This window comes from Vibrio sp. R15-SG3-ISO1B, assembly GCF_059833835.1.
Map to the genome: position 1 here is coordinate 37727 of NZ_JCBDGG010000001.1, position 12490 is coordinate 50216.

Genomic DNA, 12490 nt, shown 5'->3' on the forward strand with positions numbered 1-12490 from the left:
AAACATCGTGGTGTGGATATGGGAAAATAACTTCCATAAATAGAAGCCGCCGAAGGTTTAAGCATAATCAACTCGGTCGGCTCACACAATGATTCTGCTGTAAAAGCGGGAATCGACACTGTAATTAGAGCAAATACAGTCTGTTGACTGCGAAATAGGCACGGCACATGGCGCGTTTCTTCCAACCTAAAAAGAAAACTCAACTCAATACTAAGCATCAATCTATTCTGGTAGAGAAACTCGATCACCACGGTGCGGGCATGGCATACCAAAATAAAAAGCCGATTTTTATTGAAGGCGCTTTGCCTAAAGAAGAGGTATTGATTCAACTGACGGAAAGTAAAGCCAAGTACGCGCGTGCCAAATTGATCAAAGTTCTCACGCCTAGTTCAGAGCGTATTGCGCCATTTTGCCCGCATTACGACATGTGTGGCGGTTGTAACATGCAGCACGTCTCTAGCGCCGATCAACAAGCGCATAAATCGCGCACCTTGGCGCAGTTGATGCGCAAATTCAGCGGACAGGATGCAGCGCTCTCAGCCCTGATTTCTGGCGATGAGCAAGGCTATCGCCGCCGCGCGCGCATCAGTATCAAGTGGGATAAAAAGCAGCGTCAGTTACAGTTCGGTTTTCGTAAAAAACAGAGCCAAGAGATCATCACACTGACCGATTGCCCAGTATTGGCACCAGAGCTAAGCGCGTTAATGGCGCCACTGTATGCCTTGTTGTCGGAGTTCAGTCAGCCAGAGCACCTTGGCCATGTGGAGTTGGTGAAAGGAGACAACGTCAATATTCTGGTTGTAAGACATCTCAAGCCGCTGGCCGAGAGTGAAGAGGCGGCGTTGATCGCCTTTGCGACCACTCACCACATCACTCTTTACCTGATGCCGGAAAGTCATCAGTTGAAGTTGGTGAAGGGCGAGGCTGGGGTCTACCAAGAAGCAGGCGTGACTATTGCGTTTGAACCAAATAACTTTATTCAGGTCAATCAGAAGGTCAACGCGCAAATGGTCCAACAGGCAATGGCGTGGCTAACGTTGAGCGACAGCGATCGTGTGTTGGATCTGTTTTGCGGTCTAGGCAACTTTAGCTTGCCAATCGCTAAGCAGGTTGCGCATGTGGTTGGTGTTGAAGGTGTGGAGGCGATGGTTGAGAAAGCGGCGAACAATGCGGCGCTCAATCAACTCTCCAATGTCGAGTTTTTCCAAGCGAATTTGGAGCTGCCCATCGCAAATAACGCCTGGGCGGGCGAAAAGTTCGATAAAGTGTTGCTCGACCCAGCACGAGCGGGCGCGAGTGGTATCGTAGAACAACTTTCTGCCTTGGGTGCGACTCGTGTCGTTTATGTTTCTTGCAATCCTGCTACCCTAGCAAGGGATTCGCAAAGCCTTCTCGAGCAGGGCTACCAATTAGAAAAACTCGCGATGTTGGATATGTTCCCCCATACCAGCCATTTAGAATCAATGGCGTTATTTGTTAAGGATTAGACCCGCCCGTTGGGCGAGGTTAAAAAAATAAAAAAACTAGGACGATAGAGATGGTTGCGGTAAGAAGCGCACACTTAAATCAAGACGAACAGTTTGAGCTAGAAAAATGGATTGCGAGCCTGAATCAGGACGCAAAAATTGCCCAGCGCTTAAAAGAAGTGTACCGCCAGTGTGAAAAGGTACTTGAGGGTAATGAACAAGGCCCACTGCTGTTATGGCGTGGCCGTGAAATGATCGAAATTTTAATCACGCTGTCGATGGACAAAGCCACCTTAGTGGCGGCGCTGCTGTTTCCGCTCGTCTCGGCTGGTGCCTACGCGCGTGATGCCTTTGAAGAAGACTTTGGCAAAGAAACCATCAAACTGATTGATGGCGTAGAAGAGATGGCGGCACTTGGCCAGCTCAACATCACCATGGAAGGCAGCGCTGCATCGGCGCAGGTGGACAATGTCCGCCGAATGCTACTGGCGATGGTTGATGACTTTCGCTGCGTAATCATTAAGTTAGCTGAGCGAATCTGCAACCTCATTGAAGTAAAGAAAGCGCCCGATGAAGTGCGCCGCGCTGCAGCGAAAGAGTGTGCGAATATCTACGCACCACTGGCCAACCGTTTGGGTATCGGTCAGTTGAAGTGGGAAATTGAAGACTACGCCTTTCGTTACCAGCAACCGGAAACCTACAAACAGATTGCGAAGCAGCTCTCTGAGCGACGCATTGTCCGTGAGCAGTACATCAAAGATTTTGTCGATGATCTCTCCGATGAAATGAAAGAGGCGGGCATCAACGCGGAAGTGAGCGGGCGTCCCAAGCACATCTATAGCATCTGGCGCAAAATGCAGAAGAAAAATTTGGCGTTCGATGAGCTGTTTGACGTGCGCGCAGTGCGCATCATCGCCGATAAACTGCAAGACTGTTACGCCGCACTGGGGATGGTGCACACCAAATACAAACACCTGCCCAGTGAGTTTGATGACTATGTCGCAAACCCAAAACCGAATGGCTACCAATCCATTCACACCGTAATTCTCGGCCCAGAAGGCAAGACCATCGAGATTCAGATCCGCACCAAGCAGATGCACGAAGATTCTGAACTTGGCGTGGCCGCGCACTGGAAATACAAAGAGGGCGGCGCTGGTCGCAGTGGGTACGATGAGAAAATTACCTGGCTACGCAAACTGCTTGATTGGCAAGAGGAGATGTCCGACTCGGGTGAGATGTTGGATGAAGTGCGCAGCCAAGTGTTTGATGACCGCGTCTATGCCTTTACTCCGCGTGGCGATGTCGTCGACTTACCGATGGGCGCGACTCCGCTCGATTTTGCTTACCACATTCACTCAGAAGTGGGGCATCGCTGTATTGGTGCCAAAGTAGCGGGCCGTATCGTACCTTTTACCCATAAATTGTCGATGGGCGATCAAGTGGAGATCATTACCGCTAAAGAGCCCAACCCATCGCGCGACTGGTTAAACCCGTCGATGGGGTTTGTGACCTCAGGGCGAGCACGCGCGAAGATCAATGCTTGGTTCCGCAAGCAGTCTCGTGAGAAAAACCTCGAGGCGGGGCGCGAGATTCTCGAGGTGGAACTGGCGAAAATTGGTGCGACGTTAAAAGACGCCGAGCGTTACTCGCTGAAGCGCTTCAACGTTAACTCGACCGATGAACTGTTTGTTGGGGTGGGCAGTGGTGATTTGCGGATTAACCAGATCATTAATCATATCAATGCGTTGGTGAACAAGCCCACCGCTGAAGAAGAAGACAAGCAAGCACTAGAAAAGCTCCAAGAAGCAGAGCACAAAGCGCCGGCTCAGAGCCGCCCTAAGAAGGATGCGGTTGTGGTCGAAGGGGTCGACAACTTGATGACTCACCTCGCTCGATGCTGTCAGCCAATCCCGGGCGATGAAATCTGCGGTTATATCACCCAGGGCCGTGGCATTTCAGTACATCGCGCCGATTGTGAGCAGCTTGATGAGTTAAGGCACCATGCACCAGAACGTATTATTGATACCGTTTGGGGCAGCGGTTTTGTGGGCTCCTACATTCTCACCGTCCGTGTTGAGGCGATGGAGCGCGGTGGGCTGTTAAAAGACATCACTACGCTGTTTGCTAATGAGAAAATCAAAGTGACCAGCATGAAGAATCGCGTCGACTACCGTAAACAGTTATCGATCATGGATTTTGATCTTGAAGTGAACAACATCGAGGTGTTATCACGGGTGATCAAACGTGTGGAACAGATCCGAGACGTGATGAGCGTTAAACGTTTGGGCTAACCGGAATCCGTAGCAATTATTGACAATGCGCGTTAAGCGCGACCAACAGTTCGAAGGTGAGTGGTTATGCTGCTCACCTTTTCATTTTGTGAGGGAGAGGCATGAGTCATCCAATTGAACAATTAGAGCAAATCATGGCCAAGCTGCGTGATCCAGAACACGGCTGCCCATGGGATTTAAAGCAGTCTTTCGACACCATAGTGCCGCACACCATTGAAGAAACCTATGAAGTGGTGGATGCGATTCACAACCGCGATTGGACCAATCTAAAAGAAGAGCTTGGCGATCTGTTGTTCCAGGTGATTTTCTACAGTCAACTGGCTAAAGAGCAGCAATTGTTTGATTTTTCTGAGGTGGTCGACACAGTGAATGAAAAACTCACGCGCCGTCACCCGCATGTCTTTGGTCAAGCGGAGTTTGCCAGCGACGAGGAAATTAACGCCAATTGGGAGGCGGAAAAAGCCAAAGAGAAAGCGCAACTAGGCAAAAATGAACAAAGTATCCTAGACTCAATACCAGCTTCTCTACCGGCGCTTTCTCGTGCTACAAAAATTCAGAAAAAGTGCGCCAAAGTGGGTTTTGATTGGGACACTTTAGGACCAGTGGTGGATAAAGTACGCGAGGAGGTCGATGAAGTCGTCGCGGAAGCGGTCCAAGTCTCGGTGCAAGATGACAAGGTCGAGATGGAGCTCGGTGATTTGCTGTTTGCGGTGGTGAATCTTGCTCGTCACCTCGGTCATGACCCAGAATCGGCATTGAGTAAGGCGAATCTTAAGTTTGTGCGTCGCTTTAAAGGCGTAGAATCACGCGTTGCGGCGCAGAATAAGACGCTAGAACAGTTACCCTTAGAGGCGCTTGATGCTCTGTGGGATGAAGTAAAAGCGGCGGAAAAAAATACTCGCTCAGAGTAATCACGCGAATTCGTCTGAGTACAGTCAGCCGTCGTGTGAATTTGATTTGAAGCAAAAAAGAAAAAATCACAGTGTGATAGATTTCACGTTGTGGCGGTTAGGGTCTTCTGGTATATTTTCGTCCCGTCCAGAAGAATTCCATTTCCCTCATTCAACCAATTTCAGGTTAAACATGACGACAAATTACATTTTTGTTACTGGCGGGGTTGTATCCTCTCTAGGTAAAGGTATTGCAGCTGCATCTCTAGCCGCTATTCTAGAAGCTCGTGGTCTTAAAGTGACCATGATGAAGCTTGACCCTTACATCAACGTTGACCCGGGCACCATGAGCCCAACTCAGCACGGTGAAGTGTTCGTCACGGAAGATGGCGCAGAGACCGACCTAGATCTTGGTCACTATGAGCGTTTCATTCGCACCAAGATGACTAAGCGCAATAACTTTACTGCCGGTCGTGTTTACGCAGACGTGCTTCGCAAAGAGCGTCGTGGTGACTACCTAGGTGCCACCATTCAAGTTATCCCTCACATCACTAACGCCATCAAAGACCGTGTTATTGCCGGTTCTGAAGGGCACGATGTGGCTATCGTTGAAGTTGGTGGTACGGTCGGTGACATCGAGTCATTGCCGTTTATGGAAGCGATTCGTCAGCTTGCTGTTGAACTCGGCCGTGAACGTGCGATGTTCATGCACTTGACGCTAGTCCCTTACCTTGCTGCGGCGGGTGAAGTGAAAACCAAGCCGACTCAGCACTCAGTGAAAGAGCTGCTCTCTATCGGTATCCAACCTGATATTCTGGTTTGTCGTAGCGATCGCATGATCCCAGCGAACGAGCGTAAGAAAATTGCCCTTTTCTGTAACGTTCCTGAGAAAGCGGTGATTTCGATGAAGGATGTGGATTCGATCTACAAGATCCCTCAACTGATCAAATCGCAAGGTCTTGATGATCTTGTGTGTGCACGTTTTGGTATCGACGCTCCAGAAGCAGACCTGTCTGAATGGGAGCAGGTTATCTATGAAGAAGCGAACCCAACGGGCGAAGTGACCATCGGTATGATCGGTAAATACATCGAACTGCCGGACGCGTACAAATCAGTCAACGAAGCGCTTAAGCATGCTGGCTTGAAAAACCGCTTGAACGTCACCATTAAATACGTAGATTCACAAGATGTTGAGACTAAAGGCGTTGAAGTGCTTGCCGGTCTTGACGCTATTCTAGTACCGGGCGGTTTTGGTGACCGTGGTATCGAAGGTAAGATTCGCGCAGCGCAATACGCGCGTGAAAACAATGTCCCTTACCTTGGTATCTGTCTTGGTATGCAAGTCGCGTTGATTGAATACGCTCGTAACGTTGCGGGCATGGAAGGCGCGCATTCAACAGAATTTAATAAAGAGACGAAATACCCTGTGGTAGGCTTGATCACTGAGTGGGTCGACGGTGAAGGTAAAGTTGAAGAACGTACCGAAACGTCGGATCTTGGTGGTACTATGCGTCTTGGCTCTCAGCTATGTCACTTAGAGAAAGGAACTAAGGCTCGCGAGCTATACGGTAGCGCGACGATTCATGAACGTCACCGTCACCGTTACGAAGTGAACAACGTCCTTCGACCACAAATTGAAAAAGCGGGCTTGAAGGTCTCTGGTCTTTCTGCAGACAAGAAGCTGGTGGAAATGATTGAAAACCCAGCGCACCCATGGTTCGTTGCGGCTCAGTTCCACCCAGAATTCACATCGACGCCTCGTGATGGTCACCCATTATTCGCAGGTTTCGTGAAAGCCGCTGGTCAGCACTCACGCGGCGAGTTTGAGAAGTAAGTAAAAAGGATACGGGCGGCGGCGAAGGTTGTGCTGCTGCCTTTTAAATTTGACATTTATATTTGAACGAGAGGAAACATTAATGTCTAAGATCGTTAAAGTTCTAGGTCGTGAAATCATCGACTCACGTGGTAACCCAACTGTAGAAGCTGAAGTACACCTAGAAGGCGGTTTCGTAGGTATGGCTGCTGCTCCATCTGGCGCATCTACTGGTTCTCGCGAAGCTCTTGAGCTACGTGACGGTGACAAAGCACGTTTCCTAGGTAAAGGTGTTCTTAAAGCTGTTGAAGCAGTAAACGGCGAAATCGCAACTGCTCTAACAGGTAAAGACGCGAAAGACCAAGCGGCTATCGACGCAATCATGATCGAGCTAGACGGCACTGAGAACAAATCTAAGTTCGGTGCAAACGCAATCCTAGCGGTTTCTCTAGCGAACGCTAAAGCTGCTGCAGCAGCGAAAGGCATGCCTCTATACGAGCACATCGCTGAGCTAAACGGTACTGCTGGTCAGTTCTCTATGCCTCTACCAATGATGAACATCATCAACGGTGGTGAGCACGCAGACAACAACGTTGACATCCAAGAGTTCATGATCCAACCAGTTGGCGCTAAGACTCTAAAAGAAGGTCTACGTATCGGTGCTGAAGTATTCCACAACCTAGCTAAAGTTCTTAAGTCTAAAGGCTACAGCACTGCAGTGGGTGACGAAGGTGGTTTCGCTCCAAACCTTAAGTCTAACGCTGAAGCGCTAGAAGTGATCGCAGAAGCGGTTGCAGCGGCAGGTTACGAACTAGGTAAAGACGTAACTCTAGCTATGGACTGTGCTGCATCTGAGTTCTTCGACAAAGAAGCTGGCATCTACAACATGAAAGGCGAAGGTAAAACCTTCACTTCTGAAGAGTTCAACCACTACCTAGCTGAGCTTGCAAGCAAGTTCCCAATCGTTTCTATCGAAGATGGTCTAGACGAGTCTGACTGGACTGGCTTCAAGCACCAAACTGAACTACTAGGTGACAAGCTTCAACTAGTAGGTGACGATCTATTCGTTACTAACACTAAGATCCTTGCTGAAGGTATCGAGAAAGGCGTAGCTAACTCTATCCTTATCAAGTTCAACCAAATCGGTTCTCTAACTGAGACTCTAGCTGCAATCAAGATGGCTAAAGACGCAGGTTACACAGCTGTAATCTCTCACCGCAGCGGCGAAACTGAAGATGCAACTATCGCTGATCTAGCGGTAGGTACTGCTGCAGGTCAAATCAAGACGGGTTCTATGAGCCGTTCTGACCGTGTTGCTAAGTACAACCAGCTAATCCGTATCGAGGAAGCGCTAGGTGAGCGTGCACCTTTCAACGGTCTTAAAGAAGTAAAAGGCCAAGCTTAATTCTTTATTGAATAAGGTCTAGCTTTAAAGCTCTTTAGAAACGCTCCACTTCGGTGGAGCGTTTTTTTTTGGAAACGCTCGGTGAGCGTGCACCTCCATATTTCAAGGAAGCGGTCTTAAAGAAGAAAAGGCCAAGCTTAATTCTTCATTGAATAAAGTTTAGCTTTAACGCTTTTTGGAAACGCTCCCTTCGGTGGAGCGTTTTTGTTTTTCTATCCACAATATCAATGATATTTACGACCTGTTTACATCATTGCTCATTATGCACTCAGTTCTATAACTAAAGTATCTAGATAATGGAAATTGAGTATTTTCTATTTTGCCAACAAACCGTTACCGTATTTGTCTTACATTATTCAAATAACAACGTTGGTTAAAAAGGAAACATCATGAGTGTCGCAGTGATTGCAAATTTAGTGGTATTTGCAGCGCTTCTTTTCTTCTTGAATCTTCAGCAAAGAAAAGGCGCAACACTATCAAGACAAGTGCTGATTGGATTGGTGCTAGGTAGTGGATTTGGTTTAGCGTTACAGCTGATTTACGGTGAAGGTAGCCTAGCGATTGGTGCGAGCCTAGACTGGATCAATGTGGTTGGCCGCGGTTATGTTGGTTTGCTGCAAATGGTCATCATGCCTTTGGTACTGGTCTCAATGTTTGCGGCGGTAGTGAAGCTTGAGAACTCGGCCTCCCTTGGCAAAATTAGTGGCTTAACCATTGGCGTGCTGCTGTTTACCACCGCGATTTCTGCTTTGATTGGTATTGCAGTGACGCAAGGCTTTGGTCTTTCTGCGGAAGGCTTAACAGAAGGTTCGCGTGAAGCGGCGCGTCTGTCTGCCTTAGAAGGTCGAATGGATCGTGTCAGTGACCTGACGATTCCCCAGATGTTAGTCAGCTTTATTCCAACCAACCCCTTTGCTGATCTGACGGGTGCGCGTTCGACCTCGATTATCGCCGTGGTGATCTTCGGTATCCTTTCTGGCGTTGCCGCGCGTAAGGTGATGTTGGAAAAAACCGAACTGGCGGCGCCGATTCGTACCTTTGTTGAAGCTGTGCAATCCATTGTCATGCGCCTAGTGAAAATGATCATGGCTCTGACGCCTTACGGTATTGCCGCTTTGATGGCCAAAGTGGTCGCGACCTCAAGTGCGAGTGATATTCTTAATCTGCTGGGCTTTATCATCGCCTCTTACTTTGCGATTGCGTTGATGTTCCTTGTGCATGGTGTGTTGGTCTCTTTTGTTGGCGTGAGCCCGAAAGAGTACTTCACTAAGATCTGGCCAGTATTGACCTTTGCTTTCACGTCACGCAGCTCGGCAGCGACCATTCCATTGAACGTTGAAGCGCAAATCAGCAAATTAAAAGTGCCGCCTGCGATTGCCAACTTATCCGCCTCATTTGGTGCCACTATTGGTCAAAATGGTTGTGCGGGTATCTATCCGGCGATGTTGGCTGTGATGGTCGCGCCGACGGTTGGTATCAACCCAATGGACATCAACTTTATCCTGTCGTTGGTGGCGATCATTACTATTAGCTCATTCGGTATTGCTGGTGTAGGTGGCGGCGCGACCTTTGCTGCACTGATTGTGTTGCCTGCGATGGGGCTGCCGGTAACAATTGCTGCACTATTGATCTCGATTGAGCCGTTGATTGATATGGCACGTACAGCGCTCAATGTCTCAGGCGCGATGACAGCCGGTACGATTACCAGTCGCTTGTTAAAACAGAAAGCGGATGAGCGGGAACTCAATGAGCAAAGCGCATAACCGTTACTCTGTGTAGAGTGGAAAGCCTAAGCCTTGTTGCTTAGGCTTTTTTCGTTTCGGTGACGATTTTTCTTTTAAGCATCTACTCTTCGTTTTGGTCACTAGAGAGACGCTTCGCTTTGCTTTGGGCAATCGCTTCGACGCGGCGTTGATTGAGCGCTTGGCGAATCTCTGCACCTTGATAACCAGCGGCAATGATGTCTTTGACTTCAACGCTCAGCGCCGCTTGGTAGGCTTGTTCGAACCATAGTTTTTGTGGATAGGGTGCGGTCTCAAAGCCTTTTCTTCCCTGGCTATCTGCCATGCAGCAGAGCAGGATATCGTCTAATCGTTCAGGCTTTCGCCAGACGTCAAAGGTATCGAGCACTTTGAGTAGCGTTGCCGGCTTGAGCTCAGCGGCGCGATGAATATTGGAGTGGTATTGGCAGACGAGCAACGCCAAGTCGCGGTATTCATTGGGAATCTTTACCCGCTCACATAGATCTCTAATCAACTTGAGTCCGGTATGACAGTGCAGTTTATGACTCGGCCACTCATTTTTTGGCGTGACCCCTTTGCCGAGGTCATGCACTTGAGCGGCAAAACGCACGCTTGCAGAAGGCGACAAGCGCGCCGCACGCTCAGCGACCATTAGCGTGTGGATACCAGTATCGATTTCTGGGTGCCATTGCTCTGGTTGCGGTACGCCAAATAGGGCGTCAAGTTCGGGCAGAACGACTGCGAGCGCGCCGCATTCGCGCAGTACGGAAAGAAAAATGTGCGGGTTCTCTGTGGTGAGCGACTTTTGCCACTCCAGCCAGATTCGCTCAGGGGTAAGTTGAGACAGTTCTCCCGACTCGGCAATGGAGCGCATCAAGCCCAGCGTTTCTTGAGCGACCTCAAAGCCTAAATGATGGAGTTTTGCTGCGAATCGAGCGACTCTTAACACGCGCAGCGGGTCTTCCACAAACGCCTCTGAGACATGACGAAGTTGGCGCAGCTCGATGTCGTTTAGGCCACCGTAGGGATCAATCAGCTGTCCCTCACTGTCTTGCGCGATGGCGTTAATGGTCAAATCGCGGCGGCGTAAATCCTCTTCGAGCGTCACATCCGGTGCGAAGTAGCAATCAAAGCCAGTGTAGCCCGCACCGGTTTTCCGCTCTGTGCGTGCAAGCGCGTACTCTTGCTTCGTCTTAGGGTGAAGAAAGACAGGGAACTCTTTACCTACGGGGGTATAGCCTTGCGCGATAAGATCATCGGGTGTGGCCCCAACGATCACCCAATCCTGATCGTAAACGTCAATATTGAGCAGGTGATCGCGTACCGCGCCACCGACAAGGTATCGTTTCATGGCCACTCCTTCTCATTTTAAAACATAGCCGTTGGCTAATTGGGTGTGCAATGGTACTTTTCTTATCAATAAATGCCCAGCAACAAATAGTCGCCACCCACTCAGAGACGAGATGCATGTACAAACACCACTTTGCTTTTCATGAGCTCCCTTTCTCGATTGTGCCTAGCTCTCGTTTTCTCTATCTCAGCCAGCGTCACAAAGAAGCGATCTTTCGCCTCACCTCTGGTTTAGGGGAAGGGGGCGGTTTTGCCATGTTAACCGGAGAAGTGGGGACGGGCAAAACCACAGTGGCCAAGGCGATGTTGAATGACTTGGATGTGATCGTCGATCAAGGACGCCTGCAAGCTGGTTTTATACTCAACCCAACCTTTTCCGAATCAGAGTTGCTAGAAGCCATCTGTGATGAGTTCTCCATTGCCTATTCTCATGACGCCTCACTGAAGCAATTGAGTCAGGCCATCCACCAGTTTTTAATTGAGAGTTACGCGCAAGGTCGACAAACCTTGTTGGTGATTGATGAAGCTCAGCACCTCAGTGCGCAAGTGCTTGAGCAGCTGCGCCTATTGACCAACCTTGAAACCGAGCAGCACAAGCTATTGAAAGTGTTATTAATTGGTCAGCCTGAGTTACAGCAAAAATTGCAAATGCCGATCTTGCGTCAGTTGGCGCAAAGGATCACGGGCCGCTACCATTTGCTCCCTCTAGACGGTGCCGAAACCGCGAACTATGTTCGTCATCGGCTGACACTCGCCGGCGGCGATCCTGATCTTTTCTCTTCGCGCTCGCTCAAGTGGATCGCCACCCAAACGCAAGGGATCCCAAGGTTGATCAACTTGGTGTGTGACGCGGCGCTGCGTCATGCCTACTCGAGCGGTGAGCTAAAGCCTAGCCATGACAGTGTGCAGCGTGCCTGTGATGAGGTGATGAGCTTCCAGCCTTCGTTTCAAGTCACTCGCCCTCGCCATTCGGTAAGAGCCTCAGGTGCACCCTATTGGTTTGCGGCTGCAATAGGTATCGCGTTAAGTGTTGTGGGTTATCAAAGTGCGGCGCTTTGGGCTGATGATCTGATTACGCAGCAAGTCGCCCGCAGTCACCCTATCCAGCACCGTGAACCGACGATCAACCACGTGCTGCCAGATACGCTGAAAACGGCACTCGACTCCGCTATCAATCTTGAGCAAGGTTTAGCGAACTTGTATCGCGTCTGGGGCTATCAGGCATCCGTGTTGGATAAGCTCTGTTTGGAGAATGAGCAAAGCGTGTTTCAATGCCAACTGACTCAAGGGGATTTAGCCACTTTGGTGCAAGCCAATCGCCCAGTGCTGCTCACGTTGGGGGAGGCAGACTCCCCACGTTATGTGGTGTTGTATCAACTCGATTCAGATCACGCAACGCTGTTGCTTGACGGGCAGTTGTACACCTTGCCCAGCGCCGAACTTGAGAGGCGTTGGAATGGCGAGTATCGACATATTTGGCGGCGCTATTGGGGAGGCACGCTCAAGCCTGGCATGGAAGGGAAGGCCATTGCC

8 protein-coding genes are annotated in these 12490 nt (G+C 49.6%); 7 read left to right on the forward strand and 1 reads right to left on the reverse strand.

Going from position 1 to position 12490, the window contains the following annotated elements; all coding sequences use genetic code 11:
- The first annotated feature begins 167 nt into the window (after nt 1-167).
- The 6 genes from rlmD (at nt 168) to AC6R0S_RS00215 (ending at nt 9628) form a co-directional block, all read left to right on the forward strand.
- Nucleotides 168-1487 carry a 23S rRNA (uracil(1939)-C(5))-methyltransferase RlmD gene (gene rlmD / locus AC6R0S_RS00190; protein ID WP_500636960.1) on the forward strand — a complete coding sequence of 440 codons (1320 nt, stop codon included), beginning with the start codon at nt 168-170 and terminating at the stop codon, nt 1485-1487.
- A 50-nt stretch (nt 1488-1537) separates the two neighbouring features.
- Nucleotides 1538-3757 (forward strand): GTP diphosphokinase, encoded by a 2220-nt coding sequence (gene relA, locus AC6R0S_RS00195; RefSeq protein WP_500628645.1) that lies wholly within the window; start codon nt 1538-1540, stop codon nt 3755-3757.
- 101 nt (nt 3758-3858) lie between these two features.
- A complete protein-coding gene (gene mazG / locus AC6R0S_RS00200) occupies nt 3859-4668 on the forward strand; it encodes a nucleoside triphosphate pyrophosphohydrolase (RefSeq protein WP_500631809.1) in 810 nt (269 codons plus the stop codon).
- Nucleotides 4669-4840: 172 nt separating this feature from the next.
- Entirely contained in the window at nt 4841-6481 is a 1641-nt protein-coding gene (gene pyrG / locus AC6R0S_RS00205) for a CTP synthase (protein WP_334554207.1), read from the forward strand.
- Nucleotides 6482-6563: 82 nt separating this feature from the next.
- Nucleotides 6564-7865 (forward strand): phosphopyruvate hydratase, encoded by a 1302-nt coding sequence (gene eno, locus AC6R0S_RS00210; protein ID WP_334554209.1) that lies wholly within the window; start codon nt 6564-6566, stop codon nt 7863-7865.
- A 389-nt stretch (nt 7866-8254) separates the two neighbouring features.
- On the forward strand, nt 8255-9628 hold the full coding sequence (locus AC6R0S_RS00215; RefSeq protein ID WP_500631808.1) for an L-cystine transporter: 1374 nt from the start codon (nt 8255-8257) through the stop codon (nt 9626-9628).
- 82 nt (nt 9629-9710) lie between these two features.
- On the opposite strand, the gene AC6R0S_RS00220 is transcribed toward AC6R0S_RS00215, so the two are convergent.
- Nucleotides 9711-10958 carry a multifunctional CCA addition/repair protein gene (locus AC6R0S_RS00220; protein WP_500631807.1) on the reverse strand — a complete coding sequence of 416 codons (1248 nt, stop codon included), beginning with the start codon at nt 10956-10958 and terminating at the stop codon, nt 9711-9713.
- 116 nt (nt 10959-11074) lie between these two features.
- Here AC6R0S_RS00220 and AC6R0S_RS00225 point away from each other — a divergent pair.
- Nucleotides 11075-12490, forward strand: a 1416-nt coding sequence (locus AC6R0S_RS00225; RefSeq protein WP_500636961.1) for an ExeA family protein, incomplete at its 3' end; no start/stop codon positions are given.

What these genes read in the sequence shown, in the direction of transcription:
- rlmD (WP_500636960.1), top strand. Translation starts at nt 168, where the DNA reads ATGGCGCGTTTCTTCCAACCTAAAAAGAAAACTCAACTCAATACTAAG.
- relA (WP_500628645.1), top strand. Translation starts at nt 1,538, where the DNA reads ATGGTTGCGGTAAGAAGCGCACACTTAAATCAAGACGAACAGTTTGAG.
- mazG (WP_500631809.1), top strand. Translation starts at nt 3,859, where the DNA reads ATGAGTCATCCAATTGAACAATTAGAGCAAATCATGGCCAAGCTGCGT.
- pyrG (WP_334554207.1), top strand. Translation starts at nt 4,841, where the DNA reads ATGACGACAAATTACATTTTTGTTACTGGCGGGGTTGTATCCTCTCTA.
- eno (WP_334554209.1), top strand. Translation starts at nt 6,564, where the DNA reads ATGTCTAAGATCGTTAAAGTTCTAGGTCGTGAAATCATCGACTCACGT.
- AC6R0S_RS00215 (WP_500631808.1), top strand. Translation starts at nt 8,255, where the DNA reads ATGAGTGTCGCAGTGATTGCAAATTTAGTGGTATTTGCAGCGCTTCTT.
- AC6R0S_RS00220 (WP_500631807.1), bottom strand. Translation starts at nt 10,958, where the DNA reads ATGAAACGATACCTTGTCGGTGGCGCGGTACGCGATCACCTGCTCAAT.